Source organism: Paenibacillus paeoniae, assembly GCF_003388735.1.
In the GTDB taxonomy this organism is placed as follows: Bacteria; Bacillota; Bacilli; order Paenibacillales; family Paenibacillaceae; genus Pristimantibacillus; species Pristimantibacillus paeoniae.
In genome coordinates this window covers 106,425-130,842 of the sequence record NZ_QUBQ01000002.1, presented here as the reverse complement: position 1 = coordinate 130,842, position 24,418 = coordinate 106,425, and the positions used below count along the sequence as shown (strand labels likewise).

The following is a 24,418-nucleotide window of genomic DNA, read 5'->3' as shown; positions in this document are numbered from 1 at the left end:
ACATGCAGGATGATCCGCAGAAGCGGGAAATAGACAAAAGACGGAATTTTACATTCCGCTTGAACTTTTTTTTCTTTATTACATTTGCGCTGTTTAGTTTGCTGATCGTCAGATTAGCGGTGCTGCAGTTCGTAGAAGGTCCGCAGCTTAGCGCAATCGGGGTAGATACGAGCACGAGGAAAAACCAGATACCGCCGATACGGGGCAATATCTATGATGCGAACGGCTATCCAATTGCCTACTCGACGTCGACACAGTCGCTCTATTACAGCATTCAGCCAAGTACGAGATCGAAGAAGTATGATGAGGCTGCGATAGAGACAGCGGAGAAGCTGGAAGAGGTCTTCCAGAAGTTCGGCGATCCGAAGCTGGAGATGTCGGTGGACGATATTATCCGCCAGATGGATTTGAATTTCCAACGGAACTATTTGTATGTACCTAGACGGATCAAGTCGGGGCTGACGAATGAAGAAGTGGCTTACTTTATGGAAAATATGTCGAATTTCACTGGCATTGAAATCATGGAGGAGAGCGTCCGTAATTACGATAAGAGCTCCGTCGCGGTACAACTCGTCGGTTATTTGAAGAAATATAAAGGCGTACGCCAGGATAACGAGTTCTATAAGAACAAGATGAACGAGACAGATCCCACATTGAGATATTTGGAAGAGGAAGAGGTTGGTCTTGACGGGCTGGAGTTCATGTATCAGGATGTGCTTCGCGGCAAGAATGGGTTGAAGACCTATCCGATTAACAATCAGGAGCATATTATCGGGCCGATGCGGATCACGAATCCGGAGAAGGGCTCAGACCTTTACTTGACGATTAACAAGGATGTTCAGCTACAGACGGAAGACGCAATTATGACCCATCTGGAGAAGATCAGAACATCGAGCAACAAATATGAGCGTGCGGAGTATGCCCAGACGGGATTTGCTGTCGCGATGGAAGTGGATACGGGCAAAGTGGTGGCGATGGCCAGCATGCCTGACTATGATCCGAACATATGGGCAGGCGGGCGTATTAGCCCGGAGGATTATGAGAACTTCGGCTACGTACTGTCGAACGGTACCATTCGTACCGTCTACGGGCCTTACAAGACGACTGAGGAGCGGAATCGTCATCCTTCCTCCATCGTCCCGCTTGGCTCCACAATGAAGCCGCTCACGGTATTGCTAGGGTTGAACGAAGGACTCTTTTCGACATCGACCAGATATAATGACACCGGAGCGTTTTATTATGGGAAGGCCGGCACGCATCAGGTGCGGATCGGTAACTCGCAGGGCAAAGTATTCGGATACATCGACGGTGCAAAAGCGATCGAAAAATCATCCAACCCATTTATGGCGTCGATGATAGGAAATGCCTTGTACATGCGCGGGCCGGTGAACGGCAAGTCCAGCGTAGAGATATGGGACGAATACATGAAGCAATTCGGTCTTGGCGTCTTGACGGGGAGCGGGCTGCCCGGAGAGTTGGCCGGGGTCATCGAATACTTCGGCGAGGCAGAGCGCGCGAGCGCGCAATCTGCATTGGTACAAGCGTCCTTCGGTCAACAGGGTCGTTATACGACGTTGCAGTTAGCTCAGTACGTCGCGACGCTAGCGAGCAGAGGAGAGCGGGTTAAGCCGCAGTTCGTTAATGAAATACGCGATGCCGATGGCAATGTCATACAAGGATATACGCCTGAGATCCTCAATAAAATCGACATTCCGGATGCTTATTGGAAGGAAATCGAGACGGGCATGTCCAAGGTTGAAGTGCAGGGCTTCGAAGGCTTTGAGCATAAGTTCAACCGGAAGACGGGTACATCCGAGCAAGAGGTATCGAAGCGCCGCGCGAACAATGCGGTATTCATCGCATACGCGCCAGCGGACAAGCCTAAGCTTGCAGTTGCAGTCGTTGTGCCGGATGGCGGCTTCGGCGGTTACGGCGCGGCTCCTATTGCCAGAAAAATCTTCGATGCCTACGATGCGGAGATTGGTCTTACGGGCGTGCCTAACAAAGCGCTGAAAGCCAAGCTGTCTCAATCGCAGAACGATTCGTCTGAAGATCAATAGGATAAGAAGTTCGATAAGAAGTTCGATAAGAAGTTCGTGCTATCAGCATAGCAAATGGGTTGCAGGACGGAAGAGAAATGAAATAGCGATACCAGGGAAGCATTCTCTGGTGTCGCTATTTTCATTTTGTTTAAAGATTTTCAATGATTATTAACCAGTTAACGTCACAATTACTGGTTGGTCTGTTATCGCGGATTCAACCTGGAGGCTGTACCATAAAATAAATGTTGCATAAGAGAAACTTTTTTGTGTATTATTAAAAAAGAGGCGTTAGGCTAAATAAAATTGACAGGGGCAAATCCAACTCTTTAGTAGTTATCGTGATTGGCTTATGGGGAGGCATACTTATGCAGTTACGTATATTCGGCAATTCAGCCATGGAGCGATTAATAATCACTCTGACATTCCTGATCGTATCAGTCGTGACAATGTCCGCATGCAGCAGTTCAACTGGCGGCACGAATGACAGCGGCAAGCTGCGCATTACGGCGACAACCGGCATGATAGCAGATGTAGCGAAGCAGGTTGGCGGAGATTATGTAGAAGTAACGGGATTAATGGGGCCGGGAATCGATCCCCATCTATATAAGGCATCACAAGGCGATGTCAGAAAGCTTGATCACGCAGATATTATTTTCTACAACGGTCTTCATCTGGAAGGCAAGATGGGAGAAATCTTTGAGAAGCTGGAGAAGAGCAAGCCGGTTGTAGCAGTTGCATCCAAATTGATTGAAGCCCAGTTGCTAAGCGATCCTGCTGCGACAGGTGAAGCTACTCATGATCCGCATATCTGGTTCGATGTGAAGCTCTGGATGTCTGCAGTAGAAGTGATAAGGGACGCGCTCATCGAGAAGGATCCGGCACATGCCGAGCAATTTAAAGCTAATGCCAGCGCTTATCTGGAGGAGATGGAAAAGCTTGACGCATATGCGCGTGAGCAGATTGCTTCGATCCCGGAGAAGAGCCGCATTTTAGTTACTGCACATGATGCTTTCGGATATTTTGGCAAAGCATACGGGTTGCAAGTAACAGGTCTGCAGGGCATGAATACGATGTCGGAATATGGCTCTAGGGACGTAAGCGAGCTGCGGGACTTTTTGGTCGACAATGCCATTAAGGCAGTGTTCATCGAGTCCAGCGTATCCTCGAAGTCTATCGAATCCGTCATTGAAGGAGCCAAGAAGCTTGGTCACGAGGTTCATATTGGAGGGGAATTGTTCTCCGACGCCATGGGTGATGCAGGAACGCCTGAAGGAACCTATCTTGGCATGGTCAGACATAATGTAGATACGATTGTAGAATCGTTGAAATAAATACGGGATGTTAAAGAGAGGGAGTGGCCTTAATGAGTCAGACAGCAAATAAAGAATATACGGCAAGCGAGGCCGCGGCGCCATTGACCATTAGCGGACTTAGTGTAGCTTATCAAAAAAAGCCTGTTCTTCGGAACGTCTCCTTTCAAGTGAAAGAAGGCGAGCTAATCGGCATTATCGGACCGAACGGAGCAGGGAAATCGACGATGATGAAGGCGGCGCTTGGTCTTATTCCGTCGATAAGCGGGGAAGTGCTCGTGTATGGCAAGTCATATAAGGAGCAACGCAAGCTGATCGGCTACGTGCCGCAGCGGGAGTCCGTGGATTGGGATTTTCCTACGAACGCACTTGATGTTGTGCTGATGGGAACGTACGGCAGGCTCGGCTGGTTTGGCCGGCCTAGAGGGAAGGATAAGGCTTTTGCACTGGAATGTCTGGAAAAGGTCGGAATGGCGGAGTTCGCCGATCGGCAAATCAGCCAGCTGTCAGGCGGACAGCAGCAGCGCGTATTTCTGGCAAGAGCGCTAGCGCAGAACGCCAAGCTGTATTTTATGGATGAACCTTTCGCAGGTGTTGATGCGGCCACGGAGAAAGCGATTATTACGCTTCTGCAAGAGTTGAAGAAGCAAGGGAAGACGGTCATTGTTGTTCATCATGATCTGGCGACGGTAGAGCAATACTTTGACTCCGTATTGCTTCTGAATGTGGAATTGCAGGCGTTCGGCCCGACAGCCGACACATTCACTCAAGAAAAGCTCCAACGCACTTACGGCGGAAGATTGGCTTTCCTGGATCAGGGCAGAGGTGAGCGGTTATGAAGAACTTCATGTCCATGCTGGCCGATCCCAATATGCAGTGGATCTTCTTTGGCTGCATGCTGCTGGGACTTAGCAGCGGGGTAATCGGAAGCTTCTCGTACCTTCGTAAGCAAAGCCTTGTCGGAGATACGCTGGCGCATGCGGCGCTCCCCGGCATCTGTATTGCTTTTATGCTGACCGGTATCAAGTCGATTGGCGTGTTTCTGATCGGCGCGGGAATTGCGGGCGTCATTGCAACCTTCGGAATCGGTTTTATTACGCGCCACTCCAGATTGAAGCAAGATGCGGCGCTCGGTATCGTATTATCGACGTTTTTTGGACTCGGCATAGTCCTGCTTACTTTTATCCAACATGGAGCTTACGGCAATCAAGCGGGACTTGATAAATTTCTGTTCGGGCAAGCGGCAGCGATGGTGGGGTCTGATGTGGTGACGATGTCCATTATATCGGCAGCGCTTGTAACGATCTGCACCTTGCTGTTCAAGCAGTTCAAGCTGATTTCGTTCGATCCCGGTTTTGCCAAAGGACTCGGCTACCCCGTAGCCTTTCTGGAACAGCTGCTTATGCTGCTTGTTGTTGTAGCTGTAGTTGTAGGCATACAGGCGGTTGGCGTCGTGCTGATTGCCGCTCTATTGATCACACCTGCTGTATCGGCCAGATACTGGACGAATCGTCTGGGTGTAATGGTTGCCCTATCGGGAATGTTCGGAGCGCTTAGCGGCGCGCTTGGCACCTGGATCAGCTCCTCGGTATCCAATCTGCCGACAGGACCTGTAACGGTGCTGGCTGCAACAGCGTTTTTCCTGCTTTCGATATTATTCGGCCCTCAGCGTGGCCTGGTCGCAAAGCGGCTGCTTCGTCAGCGTGTGAAAAAACGCTACATGATGGAGGGGGAGTTGCGCGCTGAACGGATGAAAGGAGAGACGGCTATATGAGCGACTTTTGGATATTACTGACGGGATCGCTAGTTGCAGCATGCTGCGGCATTGTCGGCGTCTTTCTCGTTCTTCGCAAGATGGCCATGATCGGAGATGCCATCAGTCACTCCGTAATGCCGGGTATTGTCATTGCTTTTCTAATTAGCGGCTCCAGGGATTCCTTGCTGATGATGTTCGCCGCGTTAGTATTCGGCGTGCTGACGACTTTCTTGATTGGTATGTTCCAGCGGAGCGGCATTCAGTCGGATGCCTCGATCGGTGTTGTGTTTACAGCGTTGTTCGCCATCGGCGTTATTCTGGTCAGCTTGTTTGCAAGGCAAGTGCATCTGGATCAGGACGCAATCCTGTATGGCGAGATTGCATTTGTCCATTGGAACGTGTGGGAGATCGGGGGCGTCAGCCTGGGTCCAAAGGCTGTATGGCTGCTCGGTGTTACGCTAGTCGTAATTATCGCCGTAATCGGGTTGTTCTACAAGCAGTTCAAGCTGTGTTCCTTCGATCCGGCGCTTGCCGCAGCAATCGGTATCCCAGTCGCATTCTTCCACTATCTGCTTATGGGGCTGGTCTCCATGGCTACGGTCAGCTCCTTCGAGAGCGTAGGCGCCATTCTTGTCGTAGGGATGCTTATTATCCCGGCATCAACCGCTTATCTGCTAACCGACAAGCTTGGCAGCATGATTCTGATTAGCGTTGCGGTCGGCGTGGCAAGCACGATTCTGGGTTATGGAGTATCGGTTGTGTTGGATGCCTCGATTGCGGGCTGTATGGTGTGTGCGGCAGGTCTTCTTTTCATTATGGCTTTCCTGTTCTCGCCGTCTCACGGATTGGTTATTCGCAAGCTGAGACAGCGCTCATTGGCTTCATCTGTGAATGTATAACGAGTAGGATGTCGATAAGAGATCGTCCCCGGCTTACCGGATGGACGGTCTCTTTTTCGTTTGGTTTCGGCCCTTTATGTGTTAAAATAGGCTGGTACGTCAGGAACGGATAAGGAGATGGGCAGCATGACGAAGTACAAATTGATTGCACTGGATATGGACGGAACGCTATTGAACGAGCAAAGCGAGATTAGCGCAGAGAATGCCGAATGGGTGCAGCGAGCGCTTGATGCAGGCATCACGGTCAGCTTCTCCACGGGCAGAGGCTTCGCCAGCGCTTTGCCTTTTGCAGAGCAGCTTAAGCTGACGACGCCAATGATTACGGTTAATGGCGGCGAGGTTTGGACACAGCCGCATGTGTTATACAAGCGAACGGAGCTAAGTCCACTCTATGTGCAGCAGCTTCATGAGCTTGCAAAACAGCATCCCGAAGTATGGTTCTGGGCCTATACGACTAGCGAGATTTACAACAAGGAACGCTGGTTCGATGCTTCAGAGAACTACGATTCCTTCAACTGGCTCAAATTCGGCTATTACACCGAAGACGATCGGGCAAGAGAACTTATTCTGGCTGAGGTACAGAGCTGGGGAGGGCTGGAAATTACGAATTCATCCCTGCAAAATATCGAGTTGAATCCGCTAGGCATATCAAAAGCGAGCGCGCTTAAGGATTTGTGCGAGTGGATGGGCATCGAGATGTCCCAGGTCGTTGCGGCAGGCGACAGTCTGAATGATATTGCGGCGATTCGCGAGGCCGGTCTTGGGGTTGCGATGGGCAATGCGCAAGATGCTGTGAAGGAAGCGGCGGATGTCGTTACGCTGACCAACGATAAGCACGGGGTCGCAGAATTGATCAAACGCTACGTTTTGTAGTCTCATTCCGTATCATAATATATAAACACAGACAGCCTGTGCCGATCGATTCCGAACTTTAAGGAGAGATAGAGCATGTTCTTGGATATTTTGGGATGGACGCTCGTTATATTGCTGTTCATCATCGGTATGGCAGGAACGATATATCCGATACTGCCGGGGGCTATCGCGATTTACGGGGCCTTTTTTGTATACGGATTGTTTTTTTCATTCGAACCGTTTGGTGTGTTTTTCTGGATCATACAGTCTTTGATCTTCATTGTGCTGTTTATTGCGGACTACGCAGTGAGCGCATGGGGGGTCAAGCGGTATGGCGGGACCAAAGCTTCGATTATCGGAAGCACGATCGGTTTAATTGCAGGCCCCTTTGTTATCCCCGCTTTTGGTCTCATTATTGGTCCCTTTGCGGGCGCGGTCATTGGAGAGTTGATCGCAGGCGCGAACTTAGAGCGATCGCTTAAGGTAGGATGGGGCTCGCTTGTAGGCTTATTTACTAGTGTTATCGTAAAGGTGATTCTGCAAAGCGCCATGATCATCTTGTTTGTATTGTGGCTAATCTTCAATTAGGTGGATAGCAAGAGAAACTAGACTACATTAAAGGCGGTTATTGGACATGGTAAAAGTAACAGTATGGAATGAATTTCTGCATGAGAAGCAACATGAAGAAGTGAAGAAGGTATACCCAGACGGCATTCATCAGGTGCTGGCAAAAGGCATCGCAGCAGGTGACATTGAGGTGTCTACTGCAACGCTAGAGGAGCCGGAGCATGGCTTGACAGAAGATCGGCTGAACGAGACGGACGTGCTCATCTGGTGGGGGCATATGGCGCATGACCAAGTAGATGACGCGATCGTGGAGCGGGTGCAGCAGCGCGTGCTGAATGGCATGGGCCTTATTGTGCTGCACTCGGGACATTTCTCTAAAATTTTCAAAAAGCTCATGGGAACAGGCTGCGACTTGAAATGGAGAGAAGCAGGCGAGAGAGAACGTCTGTGGGTCGTCAATCCCGCACACCCGATTGCATCCGGCTTGCCGGAATATATTACACTGGAGAACGAAGAGATGTACGGCGAGCACTTTGATATTCCAGCGCCGGATGAATTGATATTCGTCAGCTGGTTTGAAGGCGGGGAAGTATTCCGCAGCGGTTGCACGTTCAGCAGAGGACAAGGCAAGATTTTCTACTTCCGTCCTGGACATGAGACATATCCAACTTACTACAATCCGCAAATCCTGCAAGTCATTCAGAATGGCATCCGCTGGGCGGCTCCGTCTCGGACGGCAGTGCCGGTACGCGGCAACCATCAGCCGCTGGAACCGATCTCAAACCAATCGTAAGGGGACGAGCCAAGGGTTATGTTGAAGAAAGAATCCTTATTAAAGGGCACGATCATATTGGCGGCAGCAGCGCTCGTCGCCCGGTTCCTGGGCTTGTTCCAGCGAATCCCGCTGGACTATATGCTTGGAGACGAAGGCAATATTGCCTTTACGAATGCGAATCAGGTTTATATGATCGTACTGATGATCGCGACGGCAGGCTTTCCGAGCGCCATCAGCAAGATGGTGTCGGAGCGCTATGCGCTGGGACGGCCTGACGAGGCGCAGCGCATCTACCGCGCCGGGCTCCTGTTCGGCTTGATCACGGGCTTTATTCTAGCTATCGGACTGTATATGCTGGCTCCGTTATACGGGGCGGTCTCCAAGGAACCGGGCAGCGTACTGGCGATTCGCGCTATTGCGCCGGCCCTCCTATTCTTCCCTCTGGTCGCTATGATGCGAGGCTACTTCCAGGGGCGTCAGATGATGTCCGTTGGCGGTACTTCCCAGATCGTGGAGCAATTCGCGCGCGTCATTCTGGGTTTGCTGCTTGGCTGGCTCGTGCTGGAGCTGGGATGGGGAGACCGCTGGGCGGCTGCGGCCATAACATTCGGCAGCGTATTCGGAGGTATTGCTGCTTTTGCAGTCATGCTGAAATTCGCTCGCAAGCTGAAGAAGCAAGACGCCGCAACTACCAAGTCAAGCCGTCCGATGAATGCGGAAGCCTCGGCAGCTCTTCGATCGTCTATCGGCTCGCAAGCCTCTAAGACTCCAGCGAGCAGATTAACTAATCGAGGAATTTACAAAGAAATACTAAGCATGTCCATGCCGTCATTGGTTACATCTATGTCGATTAATCTCTTGCTGTTGTTTGACGTGATGATGTTTAAACGATTGACGGTAAGTTATTATACGTTAGCGGAATCCACGGCAGTGGCCGCTGATTACGGCATCAAAGCGATCTCGCTAGCAGGCATCCCGCCGATTCTGGCGATTGCGCTGGGATCATCCATTATCCCGATTATCTCATCCGCCTATTCTCTGAAAAATATGGATGAAGTGCGCCGTCAGGCGTCCGTGGTTATGCGTATCGTATGCTTCACCGGTGTTCCAGTCGCTTTGCTGCTGGCGGTAGCTTCCTATTCCGTTACCGGGTTGCTGTTCGCGGGACCGAGCGGCAGTGGTCCCGTAGCGGCGCTGTCTGCGGCGGCAATTTTGCAAATTACGATGATGACCTCAAACTCCATCATCTACGGCATGGGCAAGCCGAAGCTGTCCATGGTCCATACCTTAATAGGATTGGGTTTGAAAGTTGCAGTCAGCATTGCGCTGGGACCCATCTTGGGTATTTACGGCCTTATTATCGCATCGGCAGTATGTTTTATTGTCGTTACGATGCTGAACTTGAGAAGCATCAATGGCATTGTGAAGCTTCAAGTGCTTGGCGCCCGCTGGTTGCCGTACATTGCGGCAGTAGCCATATCGGCGCTTGCGGGTTGGGGAGCGGAGCTTGGTATATTGACGCTAACGAGCGCATGGCCGGGCAAGCTGTCTTATCTTTTGTCTGCCATAGCCGCAGCCGCAGTAGTAGGCGGCCTATACGTGGCGTTGATGCTCATTCTGCGAGTGATACGACCAGAGGATGTAACTGCGCTGCCAAGGCCGCTTAGAGGACCGTTCAACAAGCTATTCCGCGTCCTGCAGCGTTCAGGAGCATAGATTAATTCCAGATTATGCACATCAGACATTTACAATCTTTGAACCTCTCAAGTACAATGAATTCAGTTCATTTATATGTACATAAGAGGAGAGATAAGAATGAGAAAATGGCTGAAAGCAAAACGATTGTCCATGCTTTTGCTTGCAATGACGATTTTGGTCGCGGCAGGTTGTCAGTCGGTAGGCGGATTGGACTTTAACCAGACGCTGAAGAACTCACTGAAGACAACGTCCAGCGAAAGCAAGAGCACGATCCAGTTCAAGCTGAATCTGGATGAGAAAGCGATTAAGAGTGCGAAGGATAATGAAGAGCTTGCTGACGAAGAGCTGGAGCTGCTTCGGTTGTTCTCCAACGTGAAGTTGGAGCTACATCAATTGCAAGCGGGACAAACTCAGGTGTCCGTTGAGGGCAAGCTGATTCTTGGCGAAGAGAAGCCGGTATCCGTCGGCTTCACGGCCAAGGCAGATGAGAAGACGCTCGTTATCGAATTGGAAGGCGCGAAGCAGCCGTTCACGTTCGATCTGACGGGCGAGACTTATCTGGAAGTAAACGGCTTCGGCGAGGATGAAGCGGCACCGACTGAGAGCGTTGACCATGAGTCCCTGACCAAGCTTGGCTTTGATATAAGAGACATTATTTCTAATTATGCCATTAACAACTTGCCTAACCCGAAAGATCTGAAGGTAACGCCTGTATCGGAGCCAATTAACGGCGTTGAGACAGGGCTGATGCATGTTCAGTTCAGCATGGACAGCAAAGGACTATGGGATTGGGCGGGCTCGTATTTAGACGCATTGATTGCAGATCGCGCAGGTCTGCACACTATGATTAAGGGCATCCTGGAATTGCTTGATTCCAATAAGGCGCTGCTGGACTCGGTTAACGGAAACTATGAATACTATACTGGCGGCGTGCTGGATGCGCCTACAACGGGCGAGCAATCGGATCAGTTAACGGCTGAGATCGAGGAACAGCTTGTGGCTTTGCGGGATGAGATGAAGCAGCTGGAGAAGGAAGATAAGGAATGGCTCGATGCATTCTTCAATGAAGCTCTTAAGCTGGACGCGAATGTCTATGTGGACAGCAGCCTGCATATTCGCAAGACGCAATATGAGTTAAGCTATGCTCCTGCAGCTAGCTTGGAGGAAGAGTATGCATTGCCGTTCACTGGATTTTCCTTTAAAGTGAGCACGGAGCAATGGAATGTGAATGGGGATGTGAAGCCTGCCCCTCCTGTCGTAACCGATCAAGCCATTGCCCTTGAGGAAGTGGAGCTGATGGAAGGCTTTGACGTCGTGAAATTATTCGACGAAGATTCCTTTGTCTACGATTTGTTGAAAAACAAGCTGCACATTACGTATCAAGGTTACTACGGATTCCCTGAATCGTTCTATAACCCGCCGATCGTAATGCCGGGCTATATTACGATGGTGGCTGTCCGGGACGTAGCGGAAGATTTTGGCGCTGAGGTCACCTACGATGCGAAGACGCGTACCATTACAGTTGCAGACCGCGGCACGGACACGAAGATTCAGTTCCAGTCGGGAAGCGATACAGTTGTCGTTAATGGCGTCAAAGAAGTATGGCCGCTTCCGGCAATCGTTATTGAAGGCACAACTTATGTGCCTGCTCGCAAGCTGGCCGAGACGCTAGGGGCAAGCATCGAGTGGACAACGTTCTATGAGGATGGAGACAAAGTGCTCATTATCGAGCGTGAATTGTAAAACGTTTTGGGGGTAACGGAACCATGAACAAATTGAAAACAGAAGCGGAGTTCCGGCAAACGGTTTCCGGTGAAGAGCTGACGATTGCTGTATTCAAAACGACCTGGTGCAGGGACTGTCACTTTATTGATCCCTTTATGCCGGATGTAGAGAAGCAGTATGAGGGCCGCGCCCGTTTCTTCGAGATCGATCGCGACGATATGCCGGATCTATGCTCAGAGCTGAATATTCTGGGCATCCCCAGCTTTATCGCATTCACTGATGGTAAGGAATTGATTCGTTTCGTCAGCAAGCTGCGCAAATCGCGGGAAGAAATCGAACAATTCGTGGATCGTGCTATTGCGGTAAGCGATAATCTGGCACAAGCCTAAAGTTCAAGGAATGGCATACTAAATCCGTATGGTATCGGCACGATTGCCGCCGATGCATACGGATTTTCCTTTTGAAGGACAGCCATCCGAATCGTCACATTTTCAACATGGCTTTTGCCCAAGCTTATCGCTATAATTGAAGGGTCATAACTTACGGAAAATAGGTGATTTTTTATGGTAACCGGCCGTTTTCGCGCGTTTGCTATCGCGGCGTGCATCGGAATGCTGCTTGTACTTCTAGCCGGGGCTTTGGTCACGAATACAGGTTCAGGCAGAGGCTGCGGCGACGATTGGCCACTCTGTCACGGCAAATTTATTCCTGCTTATACCTTCGAGTCCATGCTGGAGTATTCCCACCGCGTCGTCAGTGCGCTGGAGGGCTTTCTTGTTCTCGGCGTAACGATCGCCGCGTACCGCATGTACAGACGCAATCCTGACATTTACAGAGAGCCTTATTATTATGCGGGATCTGCGCTTCTGTTCACGGTTGTTCAAGCGCTCATGGGGGCGGCTGCCGTCTTATGGCCGCAATCGCCGCCAATTATGGCTATTCATTTTGGGATTTCCATCGTTGCCTTTGCAGCAACAATGCTGCTCGTCATCTGGACGTACCGCAATCGCAAAGAGCCGCAAAAGACATTTGTTGTGCCGAGATCCATTTTGCCTCGCGCTTTGATTACGTCGTTGTACTGCTACATCGTGATCTACCTTGGCGCGTTCATCCGTCATACGGAAACGGCAGGCGGCTGTGAAGGATGGCCACTGTGCAATGGTCAGGTTATTCCTGAGATGTCCGGAGCTACCGGCATTGTTTTTATTCACCGTGTAGCAGCACTGATACTGGCGATTATGATCGCTGGACTGTACTATCATATTCGCAAGGCCAGTCCTGAAGAAGCTGGATTGACACGGTCTGCGGGCTGGGTGCTGCTGCTGATCGTCGCTCAAGTAATGAGCGGAGCTTGGCTGACATCTACCGTTGGCAATGAAAACTGGTTTATTTTTACGAGCTTAATTCATAATTTGATTATCGTAGGCCTATTCGGCCTATTAATGGACATTGTTATTCGTTCATGGCGGTTTAGGGAGCGGGAAGGAAGTGTGAAGGGATGACATTCGCGAATTTGCGCGAGTTTCTGGAAGTGCTGAAGAAGGATGGCGATCTGAAAATAATCGAAGCCCCGGTAGATCCCTACTTGGAGCTGGCTGAAATTCATCGTCGCGTGATTGAACAGGAAGGTCCGGCGCTGCTCTTTACGAATGTGAAGGGCAGCCCTTTCCCTGTCGTGACCAATCTGTTCGGAACAAGCAGAAGAGTTGACCTGGCGTTTGGTCCAAGACCTGAGGAGCTAATGAAGCAGATTGTTGGTGCGACAGAGAGAATTATGCCACCGACACTGAAGGCTATTTGGGGAGAGAAGCAATTGATTCTGGATATGATGAAGGTCGGCATGAAGGATGTGCCAGCATCATCTGCTCCAATTCTTGGCACGCTCAAGAAAGACCGTCCGCTTGCCGGCTTGCCGGCGATCACAAGCTGGCAGGAAGACGGCGGACCGTTCGTTACGCTGCCGCTTGTCTATACGGAAAGCATGGCTTCACGCAAGAAACATAATCTCGGCATGTACCGGATGCAGATTTTCGACGACTCCACGACGGGTATGCACTGGCAAATACATAAAGGCGGAGGCTTCCACTATTATGAAGCAGAGCAGCGCAATGAGGCGCTTCCTGTAACCGTATTCCTGGGTGGACCGCCTGCGCTGATCGCTTCGGCGATTGCTCCGCTGCCGGAGCACCTCCCGGAGCTGCTGATGGCTTCGCTTATTTTGGGCGAGAAGCTTCCTGTTGTTCAGAACCCGCAAGGCGGTCATCGCATCCCGGCTCAAGCGGAGTTTGCGATTAGCGGCAAGGTGCCTCCGCATCTGCGCAGACCGGAAGGTCCGTTCGGCGATCACTTCGGCTACTATTCCTTGACCCATGATTTCCCTGTGTTCGAGGTCGACCATGTGTGGCATCGTAAGGATGCCATCTATCCGGCTACTATTGTCGGCAAGCCGAGACAGGAAGATTATTATTTGGGCGAATATTTGCAGAGGCTGCTAGCCCCGGCGTTCCCGATGGTTATGCCAGGCGTGAAGGAGCTATGGGCTTATGCGGAAGCAGGTGTGCATGCATTAGCTTCAGCTGTTGTAAGGGAATCCTATTCCCGCGAAGCGCTGTCTACTGCATTCAGTATCCTGGGCCAAGGACAGCTTACGCTGACCAAATTCCTGATGCTGACGGATCAGCCGATTGACCTGTCCAAATTCGATGTGTTGATGGAGACAGTGCTGGAGCGATTCAATCCGGCTACTGACTTGTTCGTCTTTGATGAGACATCTCATGACACGCTTGATTATACGAGCGGCAAGCTGAATCACGGCAGCAAAGCTGTTATGCTTGGTGTTGGCGAACCAGTAAGAAAGCTGCCGAAAGCCTATACGGAGGGCATCATTAGCGAGATCGACAACGCTCAGGCGTATTGCCCGGGCTGTCTGGTTGTGTCAGGCGCATCCTATGAAGCGGAGCCTGCACTCGCAGAGCGTCTGCTTGAACGGTTAAGCGAGAAAGGGACGGATTGGCCGCTTGTCATACTAGCCGATGATGCCAATATTGCGAAGGGCCAAACGGCTTTCCTGTGGACCGTATTCACGCGATTTAATCCGGCCGATGACATCTATGCGATGTCGGACGTACGCAGACATCACTTCGGCTATAAGCTGCCAATCGTCATTGATGCGCGTATGAAGCCGGGGTATCCGGATGAGTTGTTCCCTCGCGAAGATATCGTGAAGCTGGTTGATACGCGCTGGAACGAATACAAACTATAATGGCTTGAGGCAAGGAGCGTTAGTCTATGCTACATTTCATGTTCGACGAACCGGAGAGAATAGCGGACGGCGCACTCGCCGAAACATTTGATCTCATGGATCAATTCGTTGCGATGCTGGCGCCCCGTATCCGGGATGAAGGGGATACGGATCAGAAGCTGCGTAAGTTTGAAATATGGACAAAGGGCTTGCGCGCTTCGTTAATTGAGCTGGAGCAGAGTCATTATGCAGCGACTCGCTTTAAGGAAAAAGTTGCGTCCCACTCGGTAGAAGACATGTCCAAGGATGAGAAGCTTCATTATGACAGATATGTTTATTTCGATAAAAACAGCTTTATACGCGTCTTCTCCTTGCTGGATAAGATGGGAACCCTGCTGAATGAGTTGCTGGGGATGCGCACGGAAAAGATTAAGCCTCACTTTTCCTACTTTACGGTTCTCAGGAACATGAGGGAGCGGAGGGCCCATCCTGCCCTGACTTGGAAACTGAATGATGTGAAGGAACAATATAAGGATTCCATGAACCGATTGCGGAAGCGCAGAAATACGGAAATCCATTATATGAACTCCGAAATGCATGACGATTTGATTCAAAGTCAGCGTTTGTACGGCGAGGAAGCGCGACTGGAAAATATAGCGCAGCAGACGGAAGATTTGACGAGATGCCTGCATATGTCGATAGAATCATTAAGGCTTACGTTCCAATATGCGTGCGTATTAATGCGCAGCAAGTCCGTATAATCCCGGGAGAGGGTGATATAGGTGGAGCTAAGGGGAAGAACAGCATTGGTGACGGGAAGCGCCAAAGGGCTCGGCAAGCGAACGGCATTGCAACTCGCTGAGCAGGGCTGTAATCTGATCATCAATTACTTGGAGAGCGAGCAGGAAGCGCATGAGGTAAAGAGCAGCATCGAGAGGCTCGGCGTAAAGGCGATTACGGTACAAGCGGATATCGCTTCGACGGAGGGCGCTCACAAGCTGGCTGACGAAGCGGAGCGCTGGGCCGGCGGTGTTGATATACTCGTTAACAATGCAGGCCCATTCGTGCGCAAGAGAAGGCTGTACAGCGAGTATGACGAGGAGACGATCATCCGGTTGATGAACGGTAATTTGCTTAGCGTCATGCTGCTTGATCATCGTTTGTTGCCGCGCATGCGCGAGCGAAAGTGGGGACGCATTATCCACTTCGGCTTTGGTCACGCGAACGAAGCGCGCGCTTGGCCTCATCGCGCCGTATATGCCGCAGCCAAGACAGGACTGGTCTCCTTTACGAAGTCACTTGCCGTTGAGGAAGCGCCATTCGGCATTACGGTCAATTTGATCGGTCCGGGGGATATACGCGGAGCCAACAAAGAGAAGTCGATTGAGGAAGTGGAGAATGATCATGATTCGGAGTCTCCGCTGGGCCGTCCCGGAGTTGGAGAAGATGTCGCACGTGTCATCCTATTCTTATGCCAAAACAAATCCAGCTTCCTGACGGGCAATGTTATGGACGTCACCGGCGGATTTGATCCTATTCGAGCTAATATTAAAGGGATGTTCTGACACAAAAAAAGAGTCTTATCGTGTGGGGTCTCCCCTGCAACGATAAGACTCTTTGCATTAGAATACTTGTACGACTTCCACGACGCCGTCTACTTCTTCAAGCAGTGCGCGCTCGATACCGGCTTTGAGCGTAATCGTAGAGCTTGGGCAACTGCCGCAAGCTCCCATCAAGCGGAGCTTGATAATGCCGCCTTCCACATCGACCAATTCTACGTCGCCACCATCGCGTTGCAGGAATGGGCGAAGCTTATCAAGCACGTCCAGCACTTCGTCATACATTGTATCTTGTACTTGTTCACTCATTGCAATCAACTCCTTTCTCCCCTATTATAGTACAAAGCGAAGCAATTGAAAATGGTTCGCAAACCGCAATCATGAAAAGTAAGGTGATCCCGATGATAAAACCGATGGTCGAATTTTGCGCAAGCAATATGCATCATGGTACAGATGAAATCATGAACCGTCTGGAACAGGATGATTCCTATGAAGTCATTGAATATGGCTGCTTAGGCAATTGCGGCGAATGCTACTTGAAGCCCTATGCGCTTGTTGACGGCCATATTGTAGCCGTGGATGACGTTGATGAGCTGTATGACGCCATTATGAAAGCGATCGATCAGCAGCAAGCCGACCGCGATGCGCTGGACAAGCTGCTGGATGATCTATAGATAAAAGTGCTTAACCAAGATGGCGCTTGGATTTCCATAACACGCCGCTCTTGACCAGACGCGGTACGCGGCCGAGGATCGGGGTTCCCCCCATAATACCGAAGCCGCTTTTTTTACCCAGCGAGCCCAGCACGCCTTTCAGCTTGATCTTGCCCAATCTTGGCGTCTTATCATGCCAGATCGCGTACAGCACTTCGGCGATCTGCTTCCCTTGCCCACCCGCCGCTTGCGCACTGGGAGAATAGGGCAAGGAAGCACAGTCACCTACAACAAACACATTGTTGTAATCCAGCAATTGGTGATAATCATTTATAATGAGACGGCCTTGTGAGTCCTTCGGCAGCGCGATGCGCTGGATCAGCTCAACAGGCTGGATACCGGCAGTCCATACAGTAACATCCGTTCGAATCTCTTCACAGCTATTGGAATCGTATAATACGCCTTGTTCCAGGCGAGTAAGAGAGACATTCCCTCTCATCTCGACATGGTGCTCCATGAACCAATCGGCCACGAAATCCTGCAGTTTGCCCGGAAAGGCTGACAATACCTTCGGTCCTCTGTCCAAAAGACGGATGTTCAAATCAGGTCTGCTCTCTCGCAGCTCTGAAGCGACCTCTACGCCGCTTAGGCCTCCTCCTACGATAGACACCTGACCATACGGCTTAATGTCGTTCAGCAAAGCATAGGTTTTCCGTGTAGCAGAAAAAGATTGTATGCTCGTAGAATATTGCTCCGCGCCTTCAATGCCGTGATACTTGTCCGTGCAGCCAAGCCCAAGGACCAGCCAATCGTAGGCGATTGGATCGTGACCTTCCACCATGATGAGCTGCTGCTCCATATCGATATCCGTAATGTTGCCAAAAGCCAGCTGCAGTCTTGGATCAGACGGGAATTTCACCCGAATTTCCAGATCGGATGCAGTACCGGCAGCTAGTGCATAATATTCCGTCTTCAGCCCCTGGAAAGGCTGACGGTCTACTAACACAATGGATACATCATACGGCAGTTGCTTCTCCAGCAGATCGTTCGCAATGGCAAGGCCGCCGTAACCCCCGCCTAAAATGACTAGTTTTCTCATGAATTCCCCAGCTCCACGATTCGTGATGATTGTAGGTTATGCCTACGACCTCTTGTTTAATCATTCATAAATTTTGATTTCGTTATAGAACGTGTCCCGCTCGACAGGTATTCTTCCTGCACCTTTAATCAACCAAATGAGGTCTTCCCTCGTAATACCTTCCGGCGTAAGCGCGCCTGCCGCATGGCTGATCTTCTCCTTCACGATCGTGCCGTGAGCATCCGATGCGCCCATCGTAAGCGCTACTTGTGTCAATTGAACGCCGATGTTAATGAAGTAAGCCTTAATATGCTGGAAGTTGTCCAGCATCAAGCGGCTAATCGCAATCGTCTTCAAATCCTCGAACGCGGAATTCCGTCTGCGGATACCCGCTTTCGGGTTTATCGGCTGCATCGAGAGCGGAATGAATACCAGGAAGCCGTTCGTCTCGTCCTGCAGTTCGCGGATTTGCATAAGATGCTTGATCCGGTCTTCCTTCGTTTCGATGGAGCCGTACAGCATCGTCGTATGCGTACGAAGGCCAAGCTGATGCGCTGTGCGGTGAACGTCCAGATATTGCGAGACATCCGCTTTATCTACGCGCATTTTTTTGCGGTAATGATCAGATAGAATCTCCGCGCCGCCGCCAGTAAGCGATTGAAGGCCCGCTTTCATCAGCTCTTCCAGCACTTCCTTGTAGCTCAGACCGCTAATGCGGGAGAAGAAATCAATCTCCGCTGCAGTGTAGGCTTTCAACGTGACATCCGGATACTTCTCCTTTAATGCTTTAAGCGAGTCTACATAATATTGAAACGGAACATTCGTATTATGTCCACCTACAATATGGAACTCACGCACGCCTGGGTGGATATGCTGCTCGACATATTCGATCATTTGCTCACCTGATAGCGTATATGCGCCGGGGGCGCCTTCATCTCTGCGGAAGTTGCAGAATGCGCAATGTGCCTCACAGACATTCGTGAAGTACAAGCTCATGTTTTCAATAAAATACACTTTCTTCCCGTTTTTGCGCAGCGCGACCTCATTGGCGAGCTGGCCAATCGTCAGTAAATCTTCGGATTGGTATAGGAATACGCCGTCTTCAAGCGTAAGACGCTGTCCGTGACGCACTTTTTCAATAATATGGCCCATCTGGCTTTCTTGTGTGGGTATGATGACGTTCATGGGAGGCCTCCTTTTATAGATCATACGTAAAAGTTTGTGAAAAAAATAACAAGGAAAAACGTTTAATAAGCTGTAACTATTATAAACCTCACACGTAGTAGGGGCAATAAGAAAGTCTTGACTTGTCATTTAGATACGGCGGTGACGCGGCAAAGCGGACAGGTGCTGTTTTCGAGGCTGATACCCTTGAGCATCGGCGTCATGTGGAGTATACTATGGATAAGTAAGTGATAACTTATAGGCATGATTTGTTAGAAAATTGGAGGGATGTAGGATGATCACGATCAGTGAGCTGGCATCTGAAAAAATAAAAGAAATGTTGGAGCAAGAGGCGTCTCCGGATTTGTTCCTGCGGGTCGGAGTAAAGGAAGGCGGCTGCAGCGGCTTCTCCTATGGCATGGGCTTCGATGACGAATTGAACGAAGGCGATCAGGCGCTGGAAGCGCAAGGTCTTAAAGTTATCGTGGACAATGACAGCATCAAGTATTTGCGCGGTCTTGTCATCGATTACAAGGAGTCGGCTATGGGGGGCGGGTTCACGATCGAGAATCCGAACGCAAGCGCAACTTGCGGCTGCGGATCATCATTCCGCACGGCTGCCGACGCTGGCAAGCCAGCAGAAGCAGGCGAGTGCTAATCGCAGGATAACGGCTTAGTAAGCCAGGCACTTTCCCAAAAGGGCAGAAACCGCCACGGAAGGGAGAAATAGCGATGCAGGGATAACGACCCTGTACCGCTATTTTTGTTTTTCGTATGATTTTTCATCAAGTATGCCGTCTTCTTAACCAAGCATATCAGCTTTTGGGTCAGCCTTAATTTATGGGATCACTTTGGCGGATTATTTTCATTTTCAATCGTAATTACCTTAATTTGATCCTGTAACTCTTTTAATCGGAATCCATACTCCTCTACTTTGACTCCTTCAAGATGTTTATTTTTTACAACATCAAATTTCCCTTGAATTTGTCCTACTACATAGTATCCTAATTGGTCTTTGTCAGGGCGATCGCCCGTCTGATTGGTTAGAAATACGATAACATCATCCTGTTTCTTGAATTGTGGAATAGCGTCATTTTGAGGCACATGAAGTGTGTCCTCTAGTTGACCGCCTTTGGTGCGTACAATGACTTCTTGTTCGGGTGTTCCCTTGTATACTTTTTTCACAACAATAGTTGTGTCGGTTACCGGGAAATGATCGAAATCTTTTTTTACTACTTGTGTTTTGACTATTCCTCTAATAATGACATCAGCATCTCGTACTAAGTCATTTTTATTATAGTTCACTAATAACAAATCTGAATGTATGACCGTTTTATACGATTGAACAGCATCGGAGTTATGATTGCTGCAGGCTGAAATGAAGATCATGATGAACATTAGTAAGACGGGTGGAACTATTTTCAACCTTTTCATATACGTATACCTCCATTGCAGAGTGTATGATTTCTAATCAATGACCAAGCTCATGCGCAAATAGGGATCAATAGTTAACTGGATGACCATGACGCAAAAAGAATACACGTAATGCCGTCACAATAAATTTACAATGATTATAACTAAAAGTAAATAAAGGAAATAAAGTGGTTGAGAACGCTTTATAAGGGTGCACCCTGATTATAATTTGCGGTTTTCCCCGACATACAGATTTCTGTCTTCCCGTTATAATAAAAAAAGCAAAGGATGGAGCAGCTTTTCGGGTACGGATAGGGCAGCTGGCAAGGGGGAAGCGGGATGAATGGAAAAGCCATGGATGAGGCGGCTTCAGAGCTGCTTCAATTATTGTTGATGGATACGGACAGCGATCTTGCTGCGATTGGAGAAGGAGATCTCGCCAGTCGGAAGCTAAGATGGATATATGTGGCAGGCGGCACAAGCGTGAGAACTGAGCTGATTCGCCAGCGTATGTCGCTGGGACTAAGCGGCTCGGCTCTTCGATCCGGGAGGATCATTAAGCTGGAGGGCGGATTAAGCGACAACGATTTTTTTAAGCTGGGGGAAGCGATTGTGCTGACGGAAGGGCTTAGAGCGGCTGCCGCACTACCGCTTCAGCCTCCTAAGGAAAGGGCGCTTGTTATCTTCATCGGCCGGAGAAGAGATGAAAGCTATTCCGACGCTGCGCTTATGCGAGCGGATGAGATTGGCATGCTGCTTAGCGGTTGGTGGGACAGTTAGTTGCTATATTTTAATAGTTCAATTTAATTTTCTTTGTAAAAAGGCTGATTTCCAGAGGGCGACTTCACTATAATGGTAGAATGAAATGAAAACGTTCACTGGAGGGATTCAATGATTAGATTGTTAATCGTGGACGATCACGCCATGGTCCGTTCGGGCTTGTCCATGCTTCTTCATGGCCATCATGGCATTGAAGTCGTAGGAGAAGCTTCGGAGGGAGATGAAGCGATTGCCAAAGCGGAGGAGCTTCGCCCCGATGTCGTTTTGATGGATCTTAGCATGCCGCACGGCAAAGACGGGATGACGGCGACGACGGAGCTGAAGCAGAAGCAACCGCATACGGCCGTGCTGATCCTGACGATGCATGATGACGATGAATATTTGTTCCGGGCGATAAGCATCGGAGCTTCAGGCTATATATTGAAAAATGCGCCGCATGATGAACTGGTGTCGGCTATTCAGTGCGTCGCTACAGGTGATGCCTATCTGTATCCCACGGCAACGAAGAGGCTGATGGGCGAATTTATGAGCCGCATGAAGGACGGCGTGGATTCATCGGAGCCGTACGGCACGCTCTCAGAACGGGAGAAAGAAATATTAGGCTGGCTCGCCAAAGGATATACGAATAAGGAAATCGGAGAGAGCCTCTTCATCAGCGTCAAAACGGTGGAGACGCACCGCAGCCATCTGATGGAGAAGCTAGGTTTGAAAACAAGGCCGGAGCTCATCAAGTTCGCTGCCAAGAAAGGATTGTTGAACTTTGAATAACGATCCCAGAAATACGAGCCAATCTCCCATCGGCGCGGACGTAAATGGGCTTCTGACCTCTCTGTCGGAGCATCTTGGCAACGAAGAACTGCTGGCACGGGCCAAACAGTCGCTGACGCAGCTGGCGGATATTCAGTTCGCCTTGGACGAATCTTCTATTGTAGCCATTACGGATGCCAAGGGAGTTATCCGCTACGTGAACGATAAGTTTTGCGAGATTTCCAAATATGGGCGTGAGGAGCTCATTGGTCAGGATCATCGGATCATTAACTCCGGCTACCATGACAAGGAGTATTTCCGAACTTTATGGAGAACGATCACTTCCGGCAGTGTATGGCGGGGAGAGATTAAAAACAAAGCGAAGGATGGCAGCTACTACTGGGTTAATACAACGATAGTGCCTTTCCTTGGCGAAGAAGGCAAGCCGTATCAATTTTTGGCGATTCGTTCGGAGGTTACCGCTCTTAAGGAAGCGCAGCGCGAGTTGAAGCATCTGATGGAGAGGGTTCTGCTCATTCAGGAAGAGGAACGTCAGCGGATATCGAGAGAGCTGCATGACGGAGTGGGGCAAAGCCTATTTTCGTTGCTTATTTCGCTGGATCGGATCATTGGCGGACAAGGAGGGAAGTCTGACCTGGAGAAGCTGAGGGGCGACGTATCCGCATTAATGGAAGACGTTCGAGGTCTGGCGTGGGAGCTGCGGCCATCTGTGCTGGATGATCTGGGCGTGAAGCCGGCTATTCGGACTTTTACAGAAAACTATACGCAGCATTTCGGCATCAAGGTGCTTTTGGATATTGAATTATCGAGCAGACTGGGGACGCTTAAGGAAACCGTCATCTACCGTGTGATCCAGGAAGCGCTCACGAATGTGGCCAAATATGCAGGTGTCAATAGCGTCGAAGTGCGGGTGACGGAGTACGAGACCGAAGTAGAGGTATGTATTCAGGATGAAGGAGCGGGCTTTGCCAGAAGCGCCAGCGAAAGCGGTGTAGGACTGTTCAGCATGGAAGAAAGAGCAGGCAGCGTAAGCGGCCGCTTGTCCATTCATTCGGAGCTAGGCCAAGGAACTACAGTGCGGCTAATTGTTCCAAAACCATAAATCGACAATATATATTTCAATTGTGATAAAAATCACATATTTCTCCTGATGCTCCCTATATACTAAAGACATCAAGAGAAGGAGTGATCAGACATGATGGAATTATGGAGAAAGAATCGCTGGGCAGCAGGATTGGTAACCGTTATTCGAATCGTATTGGGGTATCAATGGCTGACGTCGGGCTGGCATAAAATAACGGGCGATGTCGCATTTAATGCCGGCGGGTATCTAGGCAATGCAGTAACGAATCCTGTACTGGACAAAGCGACGGGAGAAGCGCTCTACCCGACGTACAACGCCTTTATTGAGAATTTCGCACTACCGAACGTCAAGTTGATTAACGTCATTATCCCTTGGGGCGAATTTCTGGTAGGCCTCGGACTAATTCTAGGTACATTAACCGTCACCGCCGCATTCTTCGGCTTAATGATGAACTTCATGTTCATGTTCGCGGGAACAATCAGCACTAACCCATGGTTGACTCTTCTAGGCGTAGCCGTTCTGGTAGCGGGAGCGAACGCAGGCCGCTTCGGCGGAGACCGCTGGGTACTGCCATGGCTGAAGGCGACAGTTGGCCAAAAACGATTCGGGAAATTCGGCAAGCCGGATCGAGGGATTGACGGCAAGACGCCGAATGCATAAAGGAGTTGCAAGCGATGAGAGAATGTATCTTTCACTTTAAAGTCATCCGGGGAGGCAACAGCAAGCTTCTCCGAGCGCTGATTATGCTGGATGGCGACCGTCAACCAGCAATTGCAGACTTTACGAAAGCTTTCCAGCAGCTAGGCTTCCGTGTCAAGCTGGAGAACGAGCGCGAGTTGATCTTCGCTCCGACCAACGGGGAGGATTACAAGCTCGACGTGACTCGCATCGAAATCAAAGGCGAGGACAACGAGCAAATGCAGCATGACGGAGAGCTGAAATCGATCGTCGAGCATCTGGTGCGCACCAAATGGTAATACGCAACATTCTGGAAACAGCCGGGAGGGTTCCCCGGCTGTTTTTTGGTTTGTCTGCTGTTGGATGAGAAGAGGAG

At 50.1% G+C, this 24,418-nt stretch carries 26 protein-coding genes; 22 read left to right on the top strand and 4 right to left on the bottom strand.

Annotation, left to right across the window (positions count from 1 at the left end; translation table 11 throughout):
- Positions 1 to 2: 2 nt before the first annotated feature.
- From DX130_RS13055 to DX130_RS12985, 15 genes are all read left to right on the top strand, one after another.
- A complete protein-coding gene (locus DX130_RS13055) occupies positions 3 to 2,060 on the top strand; it encodes a peptidoglycan D,D-transpeptidase FtsI family protein (RefSeq protein ID WP_116046139.1) in 2,058 nt (685 codons plus the stop codon).
- Between the two features lie 347 nt (positions 2,061 to 2,407).
- The gene (locus tag DX130_RS13050) at positions 2,408 to 3,373 is read left to right on the top strand and encodes a metal ABC transporter solute-binding protein, Zn/Mn family (RefSeq protein ID WP_116046137.1); all 966 of its coding nucleotides are present in this window, start codon (positions 2,408 to 2,410) and stop codon (positions 3,371 to 3,373) included.
- Positions 3,374 to 3,405: 32 nt separating this feature from the next.
- The gene (locus DX130_RS13045; RefSeq protein ID WP_116046136.1) at positions 3,406 to 4,191 is read left to right on the top strand and encodes a metal ABC transporter ATP-binding protein; all 786 of its coding nucleotides are present in this window, start codon (positions 3,406 to 3,408) and stop codon (positions 4,189 to 4,191) included.
- Positions 4,188 to 5,126, top strand: a complete 939-nt coding sequence (locus DX130_RS13040) for a metal ABC transporter permease (protein ID WP_116046134.1) — start codon at positions 4,188 to 4,190, stop codon at positions 5,124 to 5,126. Before DX130_RS13045 ends, DX130_RS13040 begins: the two co-directional genes overlap by 4 nt.
- Positions 5,123 to 6,007 (top strand): metal ABC transporter permease, encoded by an 885-nt coding sequence (locus DX130_RS13035; RefSeq protein ID WP_116046132.1) that lies wholly within the window; start codon positions 5,123 to 5,125, stop codon positions 6,005 to 6,007. Before DX130_RS13040 ends, DX130_RS13035 begins: the two co-directional genes overlap by 4 nt.
- 126 nt (positions 6,008 to 6,133) lie before the next feature.
- Positions 6,134 to 6,880, top strand: coding sequence for a Cof-type HAD-IIB family hydrolase (locus tag DX130_RS13030; protein WP_116046130.1), 747 nt, complete (start codon positions 6,134 to 6,136; stop codon positions 6,878 to 6,880).
- 81 nt (positions 6,881 to 6,961) lie between these two features.
- A complete protein-coding gene (locus DX130_RS13025) occupies positions 6,962 to 7,447 on the top strand; it encodes a DUF456 domain-containing protein (protein WP_116047151.1) in 486 nt (161 codons plus the stop codon).
- Between the two features lie 46 nt (positions 7,448 to 7,493).
- Positions 7,494 to 8,219: a ThuA domain-containing protein gene (locus DX130_RS13020; protein WP_116046129.1), complete on the top strand. Its 726-nt coding sequence runs from the start codon at positions 7,494 to 7,496 to the stop codon at positions 8,217 to 8,219.
- An 18-nt stretch (positions 8,220 to 8,237) separates the two neighbouring features.
- On the top strand, positions 8,238 to 9,917 hold the full coding sequence (locus tag DX130_RS13015; RefSeq protein ID WP_116046127.1) for a putative polysaccharide biosynthesis protein: 1,680 nt from the start codon (positions 8,238 to 8,240) through the stop codon (positions 9,915 to 9,917).
- Positions 9,918 to 10,016: 99 nt separating this feature from the next.
- Positions 10,017 to 11,642 carry a copper amine oxidase N-terminal domain-containing protein gene (locus DX130_RS13010; protein ID WP_165861266.1) on the top strand — a complete coding sequence of 542 codons (1,626 nt, stop codon included), beginning with the start codon at positions 10,017 to 10,019 and terminating at the stop codon, positions 11,640 to 11,642.
- A gap of 23 nt (positions 11,643 to 11,665) precedes the next feature.
- Positions 11,666 to 12,013, top strand: coding sequence for a thioredoxin family protein (locus DX130_RS13005; RefSeq protein ID WP_116046123.1), 348 nt, complete (start codon positions 11,666 to 11,668; stop codon positions 12,011 to 12,013).
- A 174-nt stretch (positions 12,014 to 12,187) separates the two neighbouring features.
- Positions 12,188 to 13,126, top strand: a complete 939-nt coding sequence (locus DX130_RS13000) for a COX15/CtaA family protein (RefSeq protein WP_116046122.1) — start codon at positions 12,188 to 12,190, stop codon at positions 13,124 to 13,126.
- A complete protein-coding gene (locus tag DX130_RS12995; RefSeq protein ID WP_116046120.1) occupies positions 13,123 to 14,886 on the top strand; it encodes a UbiD family decarboxylase in 1,764 nt (587 codons plus the stop codon). The genes DX130_RS13000 and DX130_RS12995 overlap by 4 nt, the downstream gene beginning before the upstream one ends.
- Before the next feature lie 26 nt (positions 14,887 to 14,912).
- Complete coding sequence (locus DX130_RS12990) at positions 14,913 to 15,626, top strand: Cthe_2314 family HEPN domain-containing protein (protein WP_116046118.1); 714 nt, start codon at positions 14,913 to 14,915, stop codon at positions 15,624 to 15,626.
- Between the two features lie 21 nt (positions 15,627 to 15,647).
- Positions 15,648 to 16,430 carry an SDR family oxidoreductase gene (locus tag DX130_RS12985; RefSeq protein WP_116046116.1) on the top strand — a complete coding sequence of 261 codons (783 nt, stop codon included), beginning with the start codon at positions 15,648 to 15,650 and terminating at the stop codon, positions 16,428 to 16,430.
- 57 nt (positions 16,431 to 16,487) lie between these two features.
- Here the strand turns inward: DX130_RS12985 and DX130_RS12980 are convergent, their stop codons facing one another.
- Entirely contained in the window at positions 16,488 to 16,733 is a 246-nt protein-coding gene (locus DX130_RS12980; RefSeq protein WP_116046115.1) for a NifU family protein, read from the bottom strand.
- Between the two features lie 95 nt (positions 16,734 to 16,828).
- Here DX130_RS12980 and DX130_RS12975 point away from each other — a divergent pair, with 95 nt between their 5' ends.
- Positions 16,829 to 17,098, top strand: a complete 270-nt coding sequence (locus DX130_RS12975) for a YuzB family protein (protein WP_116047149.1) — start codon at positions 16,829 to 16,831, stop codon at positions 17,096 to 17,098.
- 10 nt (positions 17,099 to 17,108) lie between these two features.
- Here DX130_RS12975 and DX130_RS12970 read toward each other — a convergent pair whose 3' ends face one another.
- Positions 17,109 to 18,176: an NAD(P)/FAD-dependent oxidoreductase gene (locus DX130_RS12970; RefSeq protein WP_116046113.1), complete on the bottom strand. Its 1,068-nt coding sequence runs from the start codon at positions 18,174 to 18,176 to the stop codon at positions 17,109 to 17,111.
- Positions 18,177 to 18,236: 60 nt separating this feature from the next.
- Complete coding sequence (mqnE, locus tag DX130_RS12965) at positions 18,237 to 19,340, bottom strand: aminofutalosine synthase MqnE (protein ID WP_116046111.1); 1,104 nt, start codon at positions 19,338 to 19,340, stop codon at positions 18,237 to 18,239.
- A 274-nt stretch (positions 19,341 to 19,614) separates the two neighbouring features.
- Between mqnE and erpA the strand changes: the two genes are divergently transcribed.
- The gene (gene erpA / locus DX130_RS12960) at positions 19,615 to 19,977 is read left to right on the top strand and encodes an iron-sulfur cluster insertion protein ErpA (protein WP_116046110.1); all 363 of its coding nucleotides are present in this window, start codon (positions 19,615 to 19,617) and stop codon (positions 19,975 to 19,977) included.
- A gap of 188 nt (positions 19,978 to 20,165) precedes the next feature.
- Here erpA and DX130_RS12955 read toward each other — a convergent pair whose 3' ends face one another.
- Positions 20,166 to 20,753 (bottom strand): hypothetical protein, encoded by a 588-nt coding sequence (locus DX130_RS12955; protein WP_116046108.1) that lies wholly within the window; start codon positions 20,751 to 20,753, stop codon positions 20,166 to 20,168.
- 318 nt (positions 20,754 to 21,071) lie between these two features.
- Between DX130_RS12955 and DX130_RS12950 the strand changes: the two genes are divergently transcribed.
- The 5 genes from DX130_RS12950 to DX130_RS12930 all read left to right on the top strand — a co-directional run bounded on the left by DX130_RS12950 (position 21,072) and on the right by DX130_RS12930 (position 24,341).
- A complete protein-coding gene (locus tag DX130_RS12950; RefSeq protein ID WP_116046106.1) occupies positions 21,072 to 21,512 on the top strand; it encodes a GAF domain-containing protein in 441 nt (146 codons plus the stop codon).
- A gap of 111 nt (positions 21,513 to 21,623) precedes the next feature.
- Complete coding sequence (locus DX130_RS12945) at positions 21,624 to 22,280, top strand: response regulator transcription factor (RefSeq protein WP_116046105.1); 657 nt, start codon at positions 21,624 to 21,626, stop codon at positions 22,278 to 22,280.
- Positions 22,273 to 23,382, top strand: a complete 1,110-nt coding sequence (locus DX130_RS12940; protein WP_165861265.1) for a PAS domain-containing sensor histidine kinase — start codon at positions 22,273 to 22,275, stop codon at positions 23,380 to 23,382. The genes DX130_RS12945 and DX130_RS12940 overlap by 8 nt, the downstream gene beginning before the upstream one ends.
- A 93-nt stretch (positions 23,383 to 23,475) precedes the next feature.
- Positions 23,476 to 24,024, top strand: a complete 549-nt coding sequence (locus tag DX130_RS12935; protein ID WP_116046103.1) for a DoxX family protein — start codon at positions 23,476 to 23,478, stop codon at positions 24,022 to 24,024.
- A gap of 14 nt (positions 24,025 to 24,038) precedes the next feature.
- Positions 24,039 to 24,341, top strand: a complete 303-nt coding sequence (locus DX130_RS12930; RefSeq protein ID WP_116046101.1) for a hypothetical protein — start codon at positions 24,039 to 24,041, stop codon at positions 24,339 to 24,341.
- Positions 24,342 to 24,418 lie beyond the last annotated feature (77 nt).

Excerpts from the sequence above, each read along its gene's own strand:
- DX130_RS13055 (WP_116046139.1), top strand. The coding sequence starts at position 3 with ATGCAGGATGATCCGCAGAAGCGGGAAATAGACAAAAGACGGAATTTT.
- DX130_RS13050 (WP_116046137.1), top strand. The coding sequence starts at position 2,408 with ATGCAGTTACGTATATTCGGCAATTCAGCCATGGAGCGATTAATAATC.
- DX130_RS13045 (WP_116046136.1), top strand. The coding sequence starts at position 3,406 with ATGAGTCAGACAGCAAATAAAGAATATACGGCAAGCGAGGCCGCGGCG.
- DX130_RS13040 (WP_116046134.1), top strand. The coding sequence starts at position 4,188 with ATGAAGAACTTCATGTCCATGCTGGCCGATCCCAATATGCAGTGGATC.
- DX130_RS13035 (WP_116046132.1), top strand. The coding sequence starts at position 5,123 with ATGAGCGACTTTTGGATATTACTGACGGGATCGCTAGTTGCAGCATGC.
- DX130_RS13030 (WP_116046130.1), top strand. The coding sequence starts at position 6,134 with ATGACGAAGTACAAATTGATTGCACTGGATATGGACGGAACGCTATTG.
- DX130_RS13020 (WP_116046129.1), top strand. The coding sequence starts at position 7,494 with ATGGTAAAAGTAACAGTATGGAATGAATTTCTGCATGAGAAGCAACAT.
- DX130_RS13015 (WP_116046127.1), top strand. The coding sequence starts at position 8,238 with ATGTTGAAGAAAGAATCCTTATTAAAGGGCACGATCATATTGGCGGCA.
- DX130_RS13010 (WP_165861266.1), top strand. The coding sequence starts at position 10,017 with ATGAGAAAATGGCTGAAAGCAAAACGATTGTCCATGCTTTTGCTTGCA.
- DX130_RS13005 (WP_116046123.1), top strand. The coding sequence starts at position 11,666 with ATGAACAAATTGAAAACAGAAGCGGAGTTCCGGCAAACGGTTTCCGGT.
- DX130_RS13000 (WP_116046122.1), top strand. The coding sequence starts at position 12,188 with ATGGTAACCGGCCGTTTTCGCGCGTTTGCTATCGCGGCGTGCATCGGA.
- DX130_RS12995 (WP_116046120.1), top strand. The coding sequence starts at position 13,123 with ATGACATTCGCGAATTTGCGCGAGTTTCTGGAAGTGCTGAAGAAGGAT.
- DX130_RS12990 (WP_116046118.1), top strand. The coding sequence starts at position 14,913 with ATGCTACATTTCATGTTCGACGAACCGGAGAGAATAGCGGACGGCGCA.
- DX130_RS12980 (WP_116046115.1), bottom strand. The coding sequence starts at position 16,733 with ATGAGTGAACAAGTACAAGATACAATGTATGACGAAGTGCTGGACGTG.
- DX130_RS12970 (WP_116046113.1), bottom strand. The coding sequence starts at position 18,176 with ATGAGAAAACTAGTCATTTTAGGCGGGGGTTACGGCGGCCTTGCCATT.
- mqnE (WP_116046111.1), bottom strand. The coding sequence starts at position 19,340 with ATGAACGTCATCATACCCACACAAGAAAGCCAGATGGGCCATATTATT.
- erpA (WP_116046110.1), top strand. The coding sequence starts at position 19,615 with ATGATCACGATCAGTGAGCTGGCATCTGAAAAAATAAAAGAAATGTTG.
- DX130_RS12955 (WP_116046108.1), bottom strand. The coding sequence starts at position 20,753 with ATGAAAAGGTTGAAAATAGTTCCACCCGTCTTACTAATGTTCATCATG.
- DX130_RS12950 (WP_116046106.1), top strand. The coding sequence starts at position 21,072 with ATGAATGGAAAAGCCATGGATGAGGCGGCTTCAGAGCTGCTTCAATTA.
- DX130_RS12945 (WP_116046105.1), top strand. The coding sequence starts at position 21,624 with ATGATTAGATTGTTAATCGTGGACGATCACGCCATGGTCCGTTCGGGC.
- DX130_RS12935 (WP_116046103.1), top strand. The coding sequence starts at position 23,476 with ATGATGGAATTATGGAGAAAGAATCGCTGGGCAGCAGGATTGGTAACC.
- DX130_RS12930 (WP_116046101.1), top strand. The coding sequence starts at position 24,039 with ATGAGAGAATGTATCTTTCACTTTAAAGTCATCCGGGGAGGCAACAGC.